The 18,317-nt window shown below is 52.6% G+C and carries 14 protein-coding genes and 2 tRNA genes; 1 reads left to right on the forward strand and 15 read right to left on the reverse strand.

Going from position 1 to position 18,317, the window contains the following annotated elements:
• Positions 1-117: 117 nt before the first annotated feature.
• The 11 genes from infB to rlmE all read right to left on the reverse strand — a co-directional run bounded on the left by infB (position 118) and on the right by rlmE (position 11,625).
• The gene (gene infB, locus SHEW_RS14590; RefSeq protein ID WP_011866624.1) at positions 118-2,775 is read right to left on the reverse strand and encodes a translation initiation factor IF-2; all 2,658 of its coding nucleotides are present in this window, start codon (positions 2,773-2,775) and stop codon (positions 118-120) included.
• Between the two features lie 26 nt (positions 2,776-2,801).
• Positions 2,802-4,301: a transcription termination factor NusA gene (gene nusA / locus SHEW_RS14595; protein WP_011866625.1), complete on the reverse strand. Its 1,500-nt coding sequence runs from the start codon at positions 4,299-4,301 to the stop codon at positions 2,802-2,804.
• Positions 4,302-4,328: 27 nt separating this feature from the next.
• Positions 4,329-4,784, reverse strand: a complete 456-nt coding sequence (gene rimP / locus SHEW_RS14600) for a ribosome maturation factor RimP (RefSeq protein ID WP_041407366.1) — start codon at positions 4,782-4,784, stop codon at positions 4,329-4,331.
• 159 nt (positions 4,785-4,943) lie between these two features.
• Positions 4,944-5,020, reverse strand: a tRNA-Met gene (locus SHEW_RS14605).
• Between the two features lie 103 nt (positions 5,021-5,123).
• Positions 5,124-5,209, reverse strand: a tRNA-Leu gene (locus SHEW_RS14610).
• A 122-nt stretch (positions 5,210-5,331) separates the two neighbouring features.
• On the reverse strand, positions 5,332-5,676 hold the full coding sequence (secG, locus tag SHEW_RS14615) for a preprotein translocase subunit SecG (protein WP_011866627.1): 345 nt from the start codon (positions 5,674-5,676) through the stop codon (positions 5,332-5,334).
• Between the two features lies 1 nt (position 5,677).
• Positions 5,678-6,460, reverse strand: a complete 783-nt coding sequence (gene tpiA / locus SHEW_RS14620) for a triose-phosphate isomerase (protein WP_011866628.1) — start codon at positions 6,458-6,460, stop codon at positions 5,678-5,680.
• 168 nt (positions 6,461-6,628) lie between these two features.
• The gene (gene glmM, locus SHEW_RS14625) at positions 6,629-7,960 is read right to left on the reverse strand and encodes a phosphoglucosamine mutase (RefSeq protein WP_011866629.1); all 1,332 of its coding nucleotides are present in this window, start codon (positions 7,958-7,960) and stop codon (positions 6,629-6,631) included.
• Between the two features lie 80 nt (positions 7,961-8,040).
• Positions 8,041-8,826, reverse strand: coding sequence for a dihydropteroate synthase (gene folP / locus SHEW_RS14630; RefSeq protein ID WP_049766587.1), 786 nt, complete (start codon positions 8,824-8,826; stop codon positions 8,041-8,043).
• A 156-nt stretch (positions 8,827-8,982) separates the two neighbouring features.
• On the reverse strand, positions 8,983-10,950 hold the full coding sequence (gene ftsH, locus SHEW_RS14635; protein ID WP_011866631.1) for an ATP-dependent zinc metalloprotease FtsH: 1,968 nt from the start codon (positions 10,948-10,950) through the stop codon (positions 8,983-8,985).
• 45 nt (positions 10,951-10,995) lie between these two features.
• The gene (gene rlmE / locus SHEW_RS14640; RefSeq protein ID WP_011866632.1) at positions 10,996-11,625 is read right to left on the reverse strand and encodes a 23S rRNA (uridine(2552)-2'-O)-methyltransferase RlmE; all 630 of its coding nucleotides are present in this window, start codon (positions 11,623-11,625) and stop codon (positions 10,996-10,998) included.
• Positions 11,626-11,716: 91 nt separating this feature from the next.
• Between rlmE and yhbY the strand changes: the two genes are divergently transcribed.
• A complete protein-coding gene (yhbY, locus tag SHEW_RS14645) occupies positions 11,717-12,016 on the forward strand; it encodes a ribosome assembly RNA-binding protein YhbY (protein WP_033537396.1) in 300 nt (99 codons plus the stop codon).
• A 76-nt stretch (positions 12,017-12,092) separates the two neighbouring features.
• Here the strand turns inward: yhbY and greA are convergent, their stop codons facing one another.
• The 4 genes from greA to dapB form a co-directional block, all read right to left on the reverse strand.
• Positions 12,093-12,569, reverse strand: coding sequence for a transcription elongation factor GreA (gene greA / locus SHEW_RS14650; protein WP_011866634.1), 477 nt, complete (start codon positions 12,567-12,569; stop codon positions 12,093-12,095).
• Between the two features lie 296 nt (positions 12,570-12,865).
• On the reverse strand, positions 12,866-16,087 hold the full coding sequence (gene carB / locus SHEW_RS14655; protein ID WP_011866635.1) for a carbamoyl-phosphate synthase large subunit: 3,222 nt from the start codon (positions 16,085-16,087) through the stop codon (positions 12,866-12,868).
• Between the two features lie 20 nt (positions 16,088-16,107).
• On the reverse strand, positions 16,108-17,280 hold the full coding sequence (gene carA, locus SHEW_RS14660; protein ID WP_011866636.1) for a glutamine-hydrolyzing carbamoyl-phosphate synthase small subunit: 1,173 nt from the start codon (positions 17,278-17,280) through the stop codon (positions 16,108-16,110).
• A 160-nt stretch (positions 17,281-17,440) separates the two neighbouring features.
• Positions 17,441-18,256 carry a 4-hydroxy-tetrahydrodipicolinate reductase gene (gene dapB / locus SHEW_RS14665; RefSeq protein ID WP_011866637.1) on the reverse strand — a complete coding sequence of 272 codons (816 nt, stop codon included), beginning with the start codon at positions 18,254-18,256 and terminating at the stop codon, positions 17,441-17,443.
• Positions 18,257-18,317: the final 61 nt, after the last annotated feature.

Below are 18,317 nucleotides of genomic sequence, written 5' to 3' on the forward strand. Positions count from 1 at the left end.
TGCCATCTCAAAAACAGGTGACCGGCTCGGTAAAGCTGCAACCGCTGCTATTTGGGTCGCGTCTTGACGCTGGGTCATGCCTGAACAAAAAGGGCGGCTTACGCCGCCCCCTGCTACTTATAAGGTTCGAGCGATTTCGACCGTTTCGAAGACCTCAATCTGATCGCCAACTTTGACGTCATTATAGTTCTTCACGCCGATACCACACTCCATACCGTTACGAACTTCGTTAACGTCATCCTTGAAGCGACGCAGTGATTCTAGCTCACCTTCGAAGATCACTACGTTGTCACGTAGTACACGGATTGGCGCGCTACGCTTGATGGTACCTTCGGTAACCATACAACCTGCGATAGCACCAATCTTAGGCGACTTGAACACGTCACGCACTTCGGCAAGACCGATGATCTCTTGCTTGAACTCAGGTGCCAACATGCCGCCCATCGCCGCCTTAACTTCATCGATCAGATGATAGATAACGCTGTAGTAACGCAGGTCAACGCTCTCGCTTTCAATCGTCTTACGCGCCTGTGCATCGGCACGAACGTTGAAACCAACCATGATAGCGTTTGACGCAGCCGCCAGGGTCGCATCGGTCTCGGTCAATCCACCTACACCGCTGGCGATGATGTTAACCTTCACCTCATCGGTAGACAGCTTGTTGAGCGAGTCAGAAATCGCTTCCAGCGAGCCTTGTACGTCGGCCTTAAGCACTATGTTCAGCTCTTGGACTTCGCCTTCGGTCATGTTAGCGAACATGTTCTCAAGCTTAGACTTCTGCTGACGGGCCAGTTTGACGTCACGGAACTTACCTTGACGGTAAAGAGCCACTTCACGAGCCTTACGCTCGTCACGAACAACTGTCGCTTCATCACCGGCAGATGGCACACCAGAAAGACCTAAGATCTCAACTGGAATCGATGGACCGGCTTCGGTGATCGACTTACCGTTCTCATCCTTCATCGCACGGACTTTACCGTACTCCAGGCCACAAAGAACGATATCGCCCTGCTTCAGGGTACCTTCTTGTACCAGGATAGTCGCTACAGGACCGCGGCCCTTGTCTAGCTTAGACTCAACCACAACGCCAGCTGCCATGCCTTCGCGTACTGCTTTCAGTTCAAGTACTTCGGCTTCAAGCAAGATGCCTTCCAGCAGCTCGTCGATACCTTCACCAGACTTAGCAGACACGTGAACGAACATGTTGTTTCCGCCCCAATCTTCTGACATCACGCCATGTTGAGACAGTTCAGACTTAACGCGATCAGGATCCGCTTCTGGCTTATCAATCTTGTTCACCGCAACGATAAGCGGTACACCGCCCGCCTTAGCGTGCTGAATCGCTTCGATGGTCTGTGGCATCACGCCATCATCGGCGGCTACTACCAGCACCACGATATCGGTCGCCTTGGCACCACGTGCACGCATCGCGGTAAACGCGGCGTGACCTGGGGTATCCAGGAAGGTGATCATGCCATTGTCGGTTTCAACATGGTATGCACCGATGTGCTGGGTAATACCACCCGCCTCACCAGAAGCCACCTTAGCGCGACGAATATAGTCGAGTAGCGATGTCTTACCATGGTCAACGTGACCCATGATGGTCACAACTGGCGCACGAGGCTCAACCTTAACGTTGCCGTCACGGTCGGCGAGTACTTGATGCTCAAGCTCGTTTTCACGAGTCAGAACCACCTTGTGGCCCATCTCCTCGGCAACCAGCTGCGCAGTTTCCTGATCCAGTACCTGGTTGATGGTAACCATAGAGCCCATCTTCATCATCTGCTTGATGATCTCGGTCGCCTTAACCGCCATCTTCTGTGCCAGCTCGGCAACCGTTACGGTTTCGCCGATAGTCACGTCACGGGTAACGGCCGCAGCAGGCTTGTTAAAGCCATGGTCCATCGACTCTGGCGCATTGCGCTGATTACGGTTGTTACGACCACCACGGGCTTCTTTACCGCCACGCTTCTTGCCGATAGGCTCTTTCTTGCCACCGGCAGGCTTACGCGCACGGCGACCACGTCGCTCGGCATCTCTGTCCGCCGAATCTTCGGCGGCGCGCGCTTCAGTCGATGTGGTCACATGGTGATCGGCGCTGTTTTCAGATTCTTTACGCAGACGCTCTTCTTCTGCCCAACGCTTCTCGTTCTCTTCGGCAAGACGACGTGCTTCTTCGGCTGCAGCCTTAGCTTCTTCATCCGCCTTAGCCTTAGCGGCAGCTTCTTTAGCCGCTAGCAGGCGAGCTTCTTCCACCTTGGCGGCTTTCTCTTCTGCAGTTTCTTCAGCAGCAGGCTTACCTTCTGCAGCCTTCTTCGCCTTAGCTTCTGCCTCGGCCTTAGCCTTAGCTTTTGCTGCGGCTTCCGCCTCAGCTTTCGCCTTGGCTTCCGCGTCTGCCTTGGCCTTAGCTTCTGCTTCGGCAGCTGCCTTAGCTTCGGCTTCTGCCTTAGCCTTAGCTTCTGCCTCGGCTTCAGCCGCTACATCACGCTTGACGAAGGTACGCTTCTTACGCACTTCTACCTTGATATCTTTCGACTGGCCGCCGCTACCCGACACGCTCAGTGTCGAGATAGACTTGCGCTGCAGTGTCATCTTGGTTGGCGCTGAATCGCCACCATGTTGCTTCTTCAAAAACTCAAGCAACTTCTGCTTTTCATCTTCTGAAACTGTGTCGGTCTTACTCTTCTTAATACCGGCCTCAGAAAACTGCTCAACTAAGCGATCAGCACTCTTCCCTACTTCTTCGGCCAGTTTTGCTACTGTGGTATCTGCCATCTGTAAACTCCCCTCTGTTGATCGACTTAAGCTTCTTCGCCAAACCAACAGATGTTGCGGGCCGCCATGATGAGCTCACCAGCCTTTTCTTCTGTTAATTCTTCAATCTCGATCAAATCATCAATGCCTTGTTCGGCTAAATCTTCAAGCGTAATCACGCCTTTACTTGCCAACACATACGCCAAGTGACGCTCTAAACCTTCTAGGGCAAGTAAATCTTCGCTTGGCTCAGCACCGTCAAGTGCTTCCTCGGATGCCAAAGCCCGTGTAGAGATCGCAGCCTTAGCGCGTTCTCTGAGTGCCTCAACGATCTCCTCGTCGAAGCCGTCGATTTCAAGCAACTCTGACTCAGGTACGTAGGCAACTTCTTCAAGTGAGGTGAAACCTTCATCTGCCAGTACTTGAGCAAAATCTTCATCGACATCCAGTGCAGAGACGAACAGGTTAACGATCTTGGCGCTTTCCGCCTGATGCTTAGCCTGCATATCTTCCACTGTCATCACGTTTAGTTCCCAGCCCGATAACTGAGTCGCCAAACGTACGTTTTGACCGTTACGGCCAATAGCTTGCGCCAATGAGTCTGCTTCAACGGCGATATCCATAGAATGGTTATCTTCGTCGACTATGATAGAAGCCACATCGGCCGGCGCCATCGCATTGATCACAAATTGCGCTGGGTTATCATCCCAAAGCACAATATCAACGCGCTCACCGCCTAACTCATTAGACACGGCCTGAACACGCGCGCCGCGCATGCCCACACAAGCACCGATAGGATCGATGCGACGGTCATTAGACTTGACCGCAATCTTAGCGCGAGAACCTGGGTCACGAGCGGCGCCCATGATCTCAATCATCTCGTCGGCAATTTCCGGTACTTCTACGCGAAACAGCTCGATCAGCATGTCTGGCTTGGTACGGGTCAGGAACAGCTGTGCACCACGCGCCTCTGGACGTACGGCGTAGAGCAGCGCACGAACGCGGTCACCAGGACGGAAGCTCTCACGTGAGATAAGATCTTCTTTGAACAGCACGGCGTCGGCGTTGTTACCCAGATCCACAACGACGCTCTCGCGGTTGCTCTTCTTCACCACACCCGTGATCAGCTCGCCTTCTTTTTCCAGGAACTGGTCGACGATCTGAGCGCGCTCGGCTTCACGTACCTTCTGTACGATTACCTGCTTAGCGGTTTGAGTAGTGATACGGTCGAAGACGACTGACTCGATCTCATCTTCGATATACTCGCCCACTTGAATCTCTGGGTTTTCGTAACGGGCCGCTTCAAGGGTGATCTCGCGGAAAGGATTTTCCAGCGCCTGACCTTCATCCTCAACCACCATCCAACGACGGAAGGTTTCGTACTCGCCTGTCTTACGATCGATAGCGACACGAACTTCGATATCGCCTTCATATTTTTTCTTGGTAGCCGTCGCTAACGCAATCTCCAACGCTTCAAAAATCTTTTCGCGTGGCACGGCCTTCTCATTTGAAACCGCCTCAGCGACTAGCAGAATCTCTTTGTTCATTCTCTTGCCTCGTTCAGCTCGAATCCATCAAAACTTAGCGATTAAGTTGCCCTTGCGGATGTTATCCAAGGCAATAATCAGTTCGTTGCCATCTACGGTAAGGGTCAGCATCTGCCCCTCAACGCCCGCGACGGTCCCTTTTAAATTACGACTACCAGCGACAGGCATAGTCAGTTGTACCTTTACGGTTTCACCTAGGTATCGCGCATACTGCTCTGCAGTAAATAATGGTCTATCGACACCCGGTGAGGAAACTTCTAGTGTATATTCGGTCGAAATCGGGTCCTCGACATCGAGCACGGCACTGATCTGGCGACTGACATCGGCACAATCATCGATAAAGATGCCGTTTTCATTATCTATATATACACGCAGCACTGAATGCTTGCCTGCCTGTACATATTCCAATCCCCACAGACTATGGCCCAATGCTTCAACTGGTGCGATAAGCATCTGTTCCAGCTTACTTTCTAAAGTTGCCAAGGTTACCCCCCGAAAAACAAAAAAGGGCATAAAGCCCCAGTACGACATCATCAAATGACGATATTTCAAAAGTCCAGATAACAAAAAACCCCGTAATCACGAGGTCATATCATTCAGAACCTGTAACAGAAATGAAGCGCTGCTTCATCACTGGGAAGCTGGTTGCGGGGGCCGGATTTGAACCGACGACCTTCGGGTTATGAGCCCGACGAGCTACCAAACTGCTCCACCCCGCGTCAACTGCTGCAATTATATTGATTGTGAACAATATTTGCAATGATAAAGGCAGAAACCTCTGCCACTTTATCGATTCAGACCAAGCTAGGCTCAATCTAAATTTGGTGCGGATGGAGGGACTTGAACCCTCACGAGCTAGGCTCACCACCCCCTCAAGATGGCGTGTCTACCAATTCCACCACATCCGCATGTGATCGTTACTTCGACTGGTTAAGAATTTTTATGAGTTTGAGGAGACTCATCTTTTCCAGTCACGCTACCTAAATCAAACTAAGGCCTAATCTAAGTCGCGCTATGCTCTTTCGAGCGATTAGTCAGGGATCTTATCTTCTGACTTTTGTGCGTCTTTTGCTGCATCGGTAACTTGCTCAGTTACGGCCGCCGCATCGGCACCTAAATCTTTCCAAGACTCTTCGGTTTTAGCGTGGTTTGCGCTCAAGTTGCCAATCGTCAGACTCAGGGCAAAGAAGGCAATTGCCAGTATCGCAGTGGAACGAGTTAAAAAGTTACCCGAACCAGAAGAACCGAATAGAGTGGCTGATGCACCGGCGCCGAAAGAGGCCCCCATGTCAGCTCCCTTACCTTGCTGGATGAGGATCAAGCCAATCAGGCCCAACGCAACCAACAAGTAAATAACCATTAGAACTTCGTACATATTATGCGCTCATCGCTATCGAACATAAACTTAAAAACTCGGTAGAGTTTAAGCTAGCACCGCCTATCAGTCCACCATCTACATCAGGTTGAGCAAATAGATCTGCTGCATTACTCGGCGTTACGCTACCACCGTACAAAATCCTGATATTCTCTCCTATATACGGAGACACTTCAGAGAGACGCTTGCGAATAAACGCGTGTACTTCCTGCGCCTGCTCTGGCGTAGCGCTCTTACCTGTCCCTACGGCCCAAAGTGGCTCATAGGCGATAATCGCATTATCAAAAGCCATGGTGCCATTCTTCTCGATGACCACATCCAGCTCTTCGGCAATCACCTCGAAGGTACGTCTTGCTTCACGTGCTGGACCCGACTCACCTACACATAAGATAGGGGTCAAACCATGCTTCTGTGCGGCGGCAAATTTTTCCGCCACGATGTCGCTTGTTTCGCCGTACATTCTACGACGCTCGGAGTGACCAATAATCACATAGCGACATCCAGAATCTTTCAGCATCTGCCCAGATACTTCGCCTGTATAGGCACCGAAGTCATGCTGACTCAGGTTTTGGGCACCCATTCTAACTAAGCAGCCGTTTAACGCTTCTTTGTTAGCATCGAGTTGCTGACGAACACTTTCAAGAAAAATACTTGGTGGACACAAGACCACTTCCGCAGAATCATTTTGAAGCTTGGTAGCAAACTTGGTAAACAACTCTTGCGCTAGCTGCGCAGTACCGTTCATTTTCCAGTTACCAGCGACCATTGGGCGTCTTAGTGCCATCACTGTCTCCTTCTGAAAGCGGGCTGAATAATAGCGAACCACTTGTTAAGTTACAATACCTAAATCTCGAATTTTTGCGATAAAGTGTCGAAGCGATTACTTTTTATCCTCGCGCGGGATAAATAGCACAGGATTTAACCCGGCGAGGCTAAATCCTGTACAAGGGCCTTAAACTAGCGCCTTGATGGCCTCGGCAATATAGTTTGCGTGGGCTTTTACATCGCTGGCGACATCGCCTTCGACCATGACACGAATAAGTGGCTCTGTGCCCGACTTACGCAGCAGTACGCGGCCACGTTCGCCGAGTTTGGCTTCCACTTCCGCCTGGGCGCTCAATACGCTATCGGCCTCTAACGGGTTGTGAGTACCTTCGAATCTGACATTCACCAGCACCTGTGGCAGCATCTTAATGCCTTCGGTCAGCTCCTCAAGGGTCGCCTGCTTACGACACATGGCCGCCAGCACCAGAATACCGGCGACGATACCATCCCCCGTGGTGCCATGATCCAGATTCAGGATATGGCCTGAGTTCTCACCGCCGATGCGCCAATCTTTCTCTTTGAGCAGCTCCATCACATAGCGGTCACCCACCTTAGAGCGGGCAAAGGGAATATCACGGGCCTTGAGTGCCAAATCCAGCCCCAGGTTAGACATCAGGGTACCGACCACGCCGCCTTTGAGCACGCCGCGATCCTGAGCATCACAGGCCAGGATATATAGGATCTCATCGCCGTCGATCACCTTACCATGACGATTCACCATCATGATGCGGTCACCATCGCCATCCAGTGCGATACCCAGATCCGCCTTTTCGGCGATCACTGTCTCGCGGATCTTACCCATAGAGGTAGCGCCCACCTCATGGTTGATGTTGATGCCATCTGGCTTGTCACCTATGGTGATCACCTCGGCGCCAAGCTCGCGAAACACACTCGGCGCGATATGGTAGGTTGCCCCGTGGGCACAATCGACCACTATCTTTAGACCGTTGAGGGTATGCTCGGCAGGGAAATTCCCCTTACAGTATTCGATATAACGACCGGCGGCGTCTTCGATGCGAGACACCTTACCCAGCAGGTGGGACTCGACACACTCCAGCGGCTTTTCAAGCTCACGCTCGATCTCCAGCTCTACCTCGTCATCCAGTTTGCTACCGTCGGTAGAGAAGAACTTGATGCCGTTATCATAGTAAGGATTGTGAGATGCACTGATCACCACACCGGCTTCCGCCCTGAAGGTACGGGTCAGATAGGCCACAGCCGGTGTCGGCATAGGTCCCATCAACATCACATTCAAACCAGCGGCCGACAGGCCGGCTTCCATCGCAGATTCGAACAGATAGCCTGAAATACGCGTATCCTTACCTATGATCACCTTCTTAGTGCCGGTGCGGGATAACACGCGCCCCGCCGCCCAGCCAAGTTTGAGCGCCAATTCCGGGGTCATCTTACCCGCGCCCACCTTGCCTCTGATACCATCGGTTCCGAAGAATTTTCTCACTTGTTATTACCTCTGCCCCATCCCAGGGTCTTTCCTATTTAATCCAATTGGCGTCGCCGCTCTTAGCGCCGCGCATCAATCTATAATGCCTGATAATTGGCGCAAGCCTGCATGACCTTGATCATATCCATGGTCGGTTTTACGTCATGGACACGAATAATATGTGCGCCTTGTTGAATACTCAAGAGCGCGGCGCTCAGGCTGCCCGCCAGACGTTCACTCGGCGGCACGTTAAGCAGGTTGCCTATCATGCTCTTGCGCGACAGGCCGATAAGCAGCGGCAGGCCGAATGCCTTAAGCTCGGCCTGACGGTTTAATAATTCATAGTTGTGTGACAACGTCTTGCCAAAGCCAAAACCTGGGTCCAGCAGCAGATTGTCTCTAGTAATTCCCGCATCCAGACAGGCCTCGATACGCTCCTCAAAGAAGGCGCTGATATCCCCTATGATATCCTGATATACAGGCGCATCTTGCATGGTTCTCGGCTGTCCCTGCATATGCATCAGACAGACGGGCACATTCAGTTTGGCGGCCACGGCTAGGGCACCAGGCTCCTGCAGGGCACGTACATCGTTGATCAGATGGGCGCCGGCAGCAACCGCCTCACTCATCACCTCAGGCTTGCTGGTGTCGACCGAGATCCACACATCGTGATGAGCACTGACATATTCCACCAGAGGGATCACCCTATCCAGCTCATGTTGCACACTGACCTCGGCAGCGCCGGGGCGAGTCGACTCGCCACCGATATCTATGATGCTGGCGCCTTCGCTAACCAAACTATCTGCATGGCGACAGGCAGGCTCAAGATTTGCGAAACGCCCCCCATCGGAGAAGGAGTCCGGTGTCACATTAAGAATGCCCATCACTCTGGGCTGAGAAAGGTCCAGGCATTTATCGCCACAGACAAGTTGAAACCCTTGCTGCAAGAGAGGCTCCTCGATCACACGCTAAAGACGTAAACAAGAAAACCCCGTTAAGGGGTTTTCTTAGACAATGCAATTAATCTATCGCAAAGATGGTTACTTAACTACAGGTGATTCATCACCTTCTTTTGGCTCACTCGCAGGCTCGGCGGCAGGCGCTTCGCTTGGCTCTGGCGATGTAACCGCCTCACCACGACCGCCATTACCCTTGCCGTTTGAACCATTCTCATCCATGTTCCAATCGGCCGGTGCACGCACCTCACGACGGGCCATCAGGTCGTCAATCTGAGTCGCATCTATGGTCTCGTACTTCATCAGCGCATCTTTCATCGCGTGAAGGATATCCATGTTATCTGTCAGGAACTGATGCGCGCGTCCATAGTTATTATCGATCAGCTGTTTCACTTCGAGATCGATAATCGACGCCGTCTCATCCGACATATGCTGCGCCTTAGCCATGCTACGGCCGAGGAACACTTCGCCCTCATCTTCGGCGTACAATACCGGACCTAGCTTGTCCGAGAAGCCCCATTGGGTCACCATGTTGCGCGCAATCGTAGTCGCATACTTGATGTCTTGAGAAGCACCGGTAGAGACACGCTCGCTACCATAGATCAACTCCTCGGCGATACGTCCACCATAGGCCACAGAGATCTGACTCTCGAGCTTACGACGGCTCTGGCTGATGGCATCGGCCTCAGGTAGGAAGAAGGTCACACCCAGGGCGCGGCCACGAGGAATGATAGTCACCTTGTGCACAGGATCGTGCTCGGGTACCAGACAGCCAACGATAGCGTGACCCGCTTCGTGATAGGCGGTCATCTCTTTCTCTTCTTCAGACATTACCATGGTGCGGCGCTCGGCGCCCATCATGATCTTGTCTTTGGCGCTCTCGAACTCTTCCATGCCCACCACGCGGCGATTACCACGGGCAGCAAACAGCGCCGCTTCGTTTACCAGGTTAGCCAGATCGGCACCAGAGAAGCCTGGTGTACCACGGGCAATCACGCTCGCCTTAACGTCATCGGCCAGCGGCACCTTACGCATATGCACCTTAAGGATCTGCTCACGACCACGTACGTCTGGCAGGCCAACCACCACTTGACGATCGAAACGACCCGGACGCAGTAAGGCAGCATCCAATACGTCTGGACGGTTAGTCGCGGCGATAACGATGATACCTTCGTTACCCTCGAAACCATCCATCTCAACCAGCATCTGGTTAAGGGTCTGCTCACGCTCGTCGTGACCACCACCGACACCCGCGCCACGCTGGCGACCTACGGCATCGATCTCATCGATGAAGATGATACAAGGCGCAGACTTCTTCGCCTGCTCAAACATGTCACGAACACGTGAGGCACCGACACCGACAAACATCTCAACGAAGTCAGAACCGGAAATTGTGAAGAAAGGCACCTTGGCCTCACCGGCAATCGCCTTGGCAAGTAGAGTCTTACCCGTACCTGGAGGACCAACCAGGAGCACACCGGTAGGTATACGGCCACCCAGTTTCTGGAACTTAGTCGGCTCTTTGAGGTAATCGACCAGCTCTTTGACATCTTCCTTGGCCTCGTCGCAACCGGCGACGTCACCGAAGGTGGTCTTGATCTGATCTTCGCTCATCAGCTTGGCTTTACTCTTACCGAAAGACATGGCGCCTTTACCGCCACCGCCCTGCATCTGGCGCATGAAGAAGATCCATACCCCGATGAGCAACAGCATAGGGAACCAAGAGATGAAGATCTGTGTGAGGAAACCTGACTCTTCGGCTTCCTGACCTTTCATGGTCACACCCTTACGGTCAAGATCGTTGATCAGATCCTGATCATACATAGGCATGATAGTGGTAAATTTTTCCCCGGTTCTTTTGGTACCCTCGATGGTACGCTGGTCACTCTTCACCTCGACGGTGTTGATCTGGCCGGAGCGAACATCATCCAAGAAAGTTGAATAATCCATCTTCATGGAGTTCGATGAAGAGGGGGAGTAGCCCTGAAACACTGACATCAGCACGACGGCGATGACAACCCAGAGAATTAAATTTTTTGCCATATCACTCAAAATTACTAGACCTCATACAGTCTTGCGGTTACTGACGTTAGGTTACTACAACTTGTAACCCGTCGCCACAAGATAGACTTCACGCGAACGCGGTCGCGACGAGTCTGGCTTACGTGTTTTAACGGTGGTAAATGCCTCTCTCACCGCCTTCATATACTCATCAAAGCCCTCCCCCTGAAAGACTTTGACAGCAAAACTACCATTTGGTGCCAACACCTGATGACACATATCCAGTGCCAGCTCCACCAAATACATGGCGCGCGGCTGATCTACACCGCCCGTACCACTCATATTAGGTGCCATATCCGACAACACAACATCGACTTTAGCATCGCCGACCCGCTCGAGTAAGGCGTTAAGCACCTTCTCCTCGCGAAAATCACCTTGCAGGAAATCGACGCCGACGATGGGGTCCATAGGCAGGATATCGCAGGCGATAACCTTACCCGTCTCTCCCGCCAGCTTGACGGCAATCTGCGACCAGCCCCCTGGGGCAGCCCCGAGGTCCACCACTGTCATGCCGGGGCGGATCAGCTTATCCTTTTGTTGTATCTCTTCTATTTTAAACGCAGCGCGCGAACGCAATCCCCGTTTCTGCGACAACTTAACATAATGATCATCGAAATGTTCCTGCATCCAACGGGTGGAACTGGCTGTTCGTTTTTTACCTGACATTTAAAATCCGCAACAAATATGAGTTACACAAAGGCTATATGAGGGTAGAATAGCGGTTTTTCAACAGTAACTCAGCATAAAGTTGGTAGAAATGAACTTAACAACCAAACAAAAACAGCATCTAAAAGGCTTAGCGCATAACCTCAAGCCTGTTGTGCAGCTTGGTGCCAATGGCCTGACTGAAGGTGTACTGGCTGAAATTGATAATGCACTCTCTCATCATGAATTAATCAAAGTGAAAGTTGCCTCTGGAGACAGAGAGCTAAAAAATGCAGTCGTTGACGCCATTGTACGCGAAACTCAAGCTGAAAAGGTTCAGCTTATCGGTCACGTATTGGTCCTATTCCGTCAATCTCCAGAGATGAAGATTGCCGTACCAAGAGCGAAATAACTCTTGGACTCATGCCCACAAAAAAGCCGCTATCGATAGCGGCTTTTTTGTGGGCATGAATCGAGCATAAATCAGTTTAGATATACTCTACCGCAGTGATCTCATAATCTGTCATGCCACCCGGGGTCTGAATAGAGACTTCATCCCCTTCCGATTTACCCACCAAGCCGCGAGCGATTGGCGAGGTCACAGAAATAAGGTTCGCCTTAATATCGGCTTCATCTTCACCCACGATGCGGTAGGTAAATTCCTCGTCGCTATCCAGGTTCAGGATGGTTACCGTGGTGCCGAAAATAACACGACCCGTGTTTTCCATCTTGGTGACGTCGATGATCTGTGCATGAGACAGCTTGCCTTCGATATCGCGCACGCGGGCCTCACACAGCCCCTGCTCTTCGCGGGCGGCGTGGTATTCGGCGTTCTCTTTCAGATCGCCCAGTTCACGCGCAATCCCAATGGCCTCGGCAATTTTTGGACGCTTCTCAAACTTCAAAAAATCTAACTCTTCACGCAGTTGATTTGCACCAACAACTGTCATTGGAACCTTATTCATAGGAACACTCGTCTCCTCAAAACAAAAGCAGCCTAGTCAGCCTGACCACTAGGGCCACTGACCAGGAATAAAGAACGCTTGGAATCCATCTATTCTATACCCTGATGCATAGAGAAGCTATCGGATCCCCAAGAGTTTGTTAGCACGCCATCAGAACTGTGTGTTCCATGGCTCGCCCAAGGCAAGCAAGATGGCGCCATTCGCCCAGCATCAAGATTGCCTTGTTATATCTATTTCAACGAATTGAACGCCCATAAAAAAGGCCGCTTGCGCGGCCTTTTCGTAAGGGTTAACCCTTAGCCCTTAATGCGCTGGTGCAGCTCCTGCACTGAGGTCACATTGGTGCGACTGTCGGCAGAGTGCGCCATACAGGTCGCGAAGGCGGCGTTCAAAGTTGTAGTGTAGTTCACCTTGTAACGCAGCGCGCCACGACGCAGCTGACGTGAGTCTTCGATCGCCTGACGGCCTTCGGTAGTGTTCACGATATAGGTGTACTCGTCGTTCTTGATACGGTCAAGAATATGCGGACGCCCTTCGTGTACCTTGTTCACCAAACGAGGATTGATACCCGCCTCGCCCAGCACGACTGCGGTGCCATGGGTAGCATCGATCTCATAGCCCAGCTCAATCAGCTTGGCGGCCAGGTCGGCAACACGCTTCTTGTCGCTGTTACGTACAGAAAGCAGCGCACGGCCAGACTTAGGCACCTCAGAGGTGGCACCCAGCTCAGCCTTAGCATAGGCCTCGGCGAAGGTTGCACCCACGCCCATTACCTCACCGGTAGAGCGCATCTCAGGGCCAAGTAGCGGGTCAACACCCGGGAACTTGTTAAATGGCAGTACCACTTCTTTCACCGAGTAGAAAGGTGGAATTACCTCTTTGGTAAAGCCCTGCTCCTCCAGACTCTGACCGGCCATGACGCGCGCGGCGATCTTAGCTAGCGGTACACCCGTCGCCTTAGAGACGAATGGTACGGTACGGGCCGCACGCGGGTTAACCTCGATCATGTAGATGGTGTTGTCTTGTACCGCGAACTGCACGTTCATCAGACCCACAACGCCGAGTTCCATCGCCAGCTTGCGCACCTGTTCGCGCATCTGATCCTGGATCTCCTGGCTCAGTGTGTAGGGAGGCAGCGAACAACCCGAGTCACCCGAGTGAACACCCGCCTGCTCGATATGCTCCATGATGGCGCCAACCACAACAGTCGTGCCATCACATACCGCATCGATATCCACCTCGGTGGCGTTATCGAGGAAGTGATCCAGCAGCACTGGCGAGGCGTTAGAGACGCTAACCGCTTCGTTAAAGTAACGACGCAGGTCTTGCTCGTCGTAAACGATCTCCATGGCTCGGCCACCCAGTACGTAGGATGGACGTACCACTAGCGGGTAACCGATACGCTCGGCGGAAATAACGGCACCTTCTACCGTAGTCACGGTATCGTTTTCCGGCTGCTTCATCTCCAGGCGTTGAATCGCCTGCTGGAAACGCTCACGGTCTTCGGCGCGGTCAATGGCATCCGGGCTGGTACCGATAATAGGCACACCGGCGGCTTCCAGGTCACGAGCCAGTTTCAGCGGCGTCTGACCACCGTACTGCACGATAACCCCTTTAGGCTGCTCGATGCGGACGATCTCCAGCACATCTTCCAGAGTCACAGATTCGAAATAGAGTCTGTCAGAAGTATCGTAGTCGGTAGAGACTGTCTCTGGGTTACAGTTGACCATGATGGTCTCGTAACCATCTTCACGCAGGGCAAGCGCCGCGTGCACACAGCAGTAATCGAATTCGATACCCTGGCCGATACGGTTAGGACCACCACCCAGCACCATGATCTTATCGCGGTTAGATGGGTTAGCCTCACACTCTTCCTCATAGGTCGAGTACATGTAGGCGGTGTCAGTCGAGAACTCGGCGGCGCAGGTATCGACGCGCTTGTACACAGGGTACACTTCGTGACGGTAACGCAGCTTACGCATCTCAGACTCGCTGACCCCCATCAGGGCCGCCAGACGCGCATCGGAGAAACCTTTACGCTTGAGCTTGTAAAGGAAATCTTTGTCCATGCTAGCCATGCCAGCTTCTTTCACTTGGTTCTCAAGTGATAGCAGCTCTTCAATCTGCACCAGGAACCAAGGGTCGATATTGGTCAGCTTGAAAATGGCATCCAGACTCAGACCGGCGCGAAAGGCATCGGCGATATACCAGATACGCTCGGCGCCTGGCTCTTTCAGCTCGTGGCGAATGCGCGACAGGGCATCGTTATCCTCTACATCGACGATAGGATCCAGGCCATTAACGCCGACCTCGAGGCCGCGCAGTGCTTTTTGCAGCGACTCTTGGAAGGTACGACCAATCGCCATTACCTCGCCCACAGACTTCATCTGAGTGGTCAGACGGTCATTTGCGCCGGCAAATTTCTCGAAGTTGAAGCGTGGCACCTTGGTAACCACATAGTCGATGGCAGGCTCGAACGAGGCTGGGGTGGCACCGCCAGTGATGTCGTTGCTCAGCTCATCCAGGGTGAAGCCCACCGCCAGCTTGGCGGCGATCTTGGCGATAGGGAAACCTGTTGCCTTAGACGCCAGGGCAGATGAACGCGATACACGCGGGTTCATCTCGATGATCACCATACGGCCATCTTTCGGGTTGATACCGAACTGAACGTTTGAACCACCGGTTTCCACGCCGATCTCACGCAGTACCGCCAGTGAAGCGTTACGCATCAGCTGATATTCTTTGTCTGTCAGGGTCTGCGCCGGTGCGACTGTGATTGAGTCGCCGGTGTGCACGCCCATAGGATCGAAGTTTTCGATAGAGCAGACGATAATACTGTTATCGTTGCGGTCACGAACCACTTCCATCTCATATTCTTTCCAACCGATGAGCGACTCATCGATCAGCAGTTCGTTGGTCGGTGACAGCTCGAGACCCTGAGAACAGATCTCCTCGAACTCCTCCTTGTTGTAGGCGATACCACCGCCCGAGCCACCCATGGTGAATGATGGACGGATAATACAAGGGAAACCAACCTGCTCAAGTACCTCGTAGGCATCTTCCATGCTGCGGGCGATACCGGCGCGAGGACACTCGAGACCAATCTTCTTCATCGCCGCATCGAAACGGCTACGGTCTTCGGCCTTGTCGATGGCATCGGCCGTCGCGCCGATCATGTCGACGTTAAATTCGGCCAGCACACCTTCTGCCTCCAGGCGCAGGGCACAGTTCAGTGCAGTCTGACCGCCCATGGTCGGCAGAATCGCATCGGGACGTTCCTTAGCGATGATGTTGCGCACCACTTCCCAGTGGATAGGCTCTATGTAGGTCGCATCGGCCATCTCTGGGTCTGTCATGATGGTCGCTGGGTTAGAGTTCACCAGAATAACCCGGTAACCCTCTTCACGAAGCGCCTTACACGCCTGGGCACCAGAGTAGTCAAACTCACATGCCTGACCGATAACAATCGGGCCAGCACCCAGGATAAGAATACTTTTTATGTCTGTACGTTTTGGCATTGCTGAAACTTTCTCCCGGACTACTTGGCGTTATGACGATATTCTTCGATCAACTCGATAAAGTGATCGAACAGCGGCGCGGCGTCGTGTGGACCCGGGCTTGCCTCAGGGTGGCCCTGGAAGCTGAACGCTGGCTTGTCGGTCAGGTGAATACCCTGTAGCGAGCCATCAAACAGCGACTTGTGAGTCACCTTAACGTTGGCCGGCAGGCTGGTCTCATCGGCAGCAAAACCATGGTTCTGGCTGGTGATCATCACGTTGCCCTTCTCCAGGTTGCTTACCGGATGGTTGGCACCATGGTGACCAAACTTCATCTTCAGCGTCTTAGCGCCAGAGGCCAGTGCCAATAGCTGATGGCCAAGGCAGATACCAAAGAGTGGAATGTCAGTCTTGAGGAAAGCCTGAATCGCTTCGATGGCGTAGTCACATGGCTCTGGGTCACCAGGGCCGTTTGACAGGAAGATGCCATCTGGATTCATCGCCAGCACTTCGGCAGCTGGGGTTTGCGCCGGAACTACGGTCACATCGCAGCCACGGTCAACCAGCATACGCAGGATGTTGCGCTTAACACCGTAGTCGTAGGCCACGACCTTGTATTTCAGTTCTGACTCAGGAGTGTCACTCGGCAGGCCGCCCACCAGACGCCAGCTACCGCTGCGCCATTGGTATTGCTTCTGCGTGGTCACTTCTTTGGCCAAGTCCATGCCTTTCAAGCCAGGGAACGCCTTGGCAGCCGCCAGCGCCTTAGCTTCATCCATGTCACCCACTAAGATGGCACCCGCTTGTGCCCCTTTTTCCCTGAGGATACGTGTTAGTTTACGCGTGTCGATATCGGCAATGCCTACAACATTATTGCTTTTTAGGTAATCGCTAAGGGATTGCTCATTTCTGAAGTTGCTCGCCAGTAGCGGTAGATCGCGGATGATCAGACCACAGGCATGGACGGCTTCAGATTCGGTATCTTCACTATTGGTACCAGTGTTACCAATGTGCGGGTAGGTTAGAGTAACAATTTGACGAGAATAGGAAGGATCCGTGAGGATCTCTTGGTAACCCGTCATGGAAGTGTTAAATACCACTTCACCAACTGCGAGTCCATCAGCACCGATTGCAGTGCCAGAGAATACGGTTCCATCTTCGAGTACGAGTAAGGCAGACTTTGTCAACGCGACCTCCGAAAAGAGCCAAGCCATTGAATAATAAGGTTTTATTTTGTGTTTAAAATACCAACTTCCGCTTAAATACGAAATTTTGACAAATTCCGACAATTTTAAAGGTAATTGTGAAGCTCGTCTATAGATAAGCGGTACTTTCTTTCAAAAAAAAACGCCAAATTGGCGTTTTTTTTAAATACTAATCCTTCAGGCCCAAGACCTGTTGCATGTCGTATAATCCGGGGCCCTGATCACCCAGCCAAAATGCGGCGCGCATGGCACCGTTGGCAAAGGTCATTCGACTCGAGGCCTTATGGGTGATCTCCAGACGCTCACCGATATCGGCAAACATGGCGGTGTGCTCACCCACCAAATCGCCGGCGCGAATGGTAGAGAAGCCTATGGTCTCACGGCTACGCTCTTCGGTGATCCCTTCACGGCCATAGACGGCGCATTTTTCCAGGTCGCGCCCCAAGACTTCGGCGATCACCTCGCCCATCTTGAGTGCTGTACCCGACGGCGCATCTTTCTTATGTCTGTGGTGACCCTCGATGATCTCGATATCTGTGTAGTCGCCCATCACCTCGGCGGCCAGCTCCAGCAGGCGCCACATCAGGTTGACCCCCACAGACATGTTAGGCGCCATCACGATCGGCGTGTTCTCGGCGTAGGCGGCAATCTGCTCTTTCTGGGCATGATTAAAGCCTGTGGTGCCGATGACGATCGCCTTACCGTTGCGGGAACACCAGTCGGTATGCACCACACTGGCCTCGGGTGAGGTAAAATCGATCAGGATATCGAAGTCGTCTACGGCATTGTCCAGCGAATCAGTGATGGCAACATTCATCGCGCCCACACCGGCGAGTTCGCCCGCATCGACACCTATCAATGTGGAACCCGCACGCTCAACCGCCGCACCTAAATAGATATTGCTGCTGAGTTTTGCCGATTCAATAAGAGTTCGGCCCATGCGACCACTGCCACCGGTTATCGCCACTCTTACTTGCTCTGTCATCTAATTCTCCTAAACATTTGCTGCAGTTATTTGAGCACAAGGCTAACGCCAAATCATTTCA

The sequence above is a fragment of the Shewanella loihica PV-4 genome, from assembly GCF_000016065.1.
GTDB lineage: Bacteria > Pseudomonadota > Gammaproteobacteria > Enterobacterales > Shewanellaceae > Shewanella > Shewanella loihica.

Bases quoted from the DNA above. Each gene is read 5' to 3' on its own strand.
- infB (WP_011866624.1), bottom strand. From the start codon at position 2,775: ATGGCAGATACCACAGTAGCAAAACTGGCCGAAGAAGTAGGGAAGAGT.
- nusA (WP_011866625.1), bottom strand. From the start codon at position 4,301: ATGAACAAAGAGATTCTGCTAGTCGCTGAGGCGGTTTCAAATGAGAAG.
- secG (WP_011866627.1), bottom strand. From the start codon at position 5,676: ATGTACGAAGTTCTAATGGTTATTTACTTGTTGGTTGCGTTGGGCCTG.
- tpiA (WP_011866628.1), bottom strand. From the start codon at position 6,460: ATGGCACTAAGACGCCCAATGGTCGCTGGTAACTGGAAAATGAACGGT.
- folP (WP_049766587.1), bottom strand. From the start codon at position 8,826: ATGGGCATTCTTAATGTGACACCGGACTCCTTCTCCGATGGGGGGCGT.
- rlmE (WP_011866632.1), bottom strand. From the start codon at position 11,625: ATGTCAGGTAAAAAACGAACAGCCAGTTCCACCCGTTGGATGCAGGAA.
- yhbY (WP_033537396.1), top strand. From the start codon at position 11,717: ATGAACTTAACAACCAAACAAAAACAGCATCTAAAAGGCTTAGCGCAT.
- greA (WP_011866634.1), bottom strand. From the start codon at position 12,569: ATGAATAAGGTTCCAATGACAGTTGTTGGTGCAAATCAACTGCGTGAA.
- carB (WP_011866635.1), bottom strand. From the start codon at position 16,087: ATGCCAAAACGTACAGACATAAAAAGTATTCTTATCCTGGGTGCTGGC.
- carA (WP_011866636.1), bottom strand. From the start codon at position 17,280: ATGGCTTGGCTCTTTTCGGAGGTCGCGTTGACAAAGTCTGCCTTACTC.
- dapB (WP_011866637.1), bottom strand. From the start codon at position 18,256: ATGACAGAGCAAGTAAGAGTGGCGATAACCGGTGGCAGTGGTCGCATG.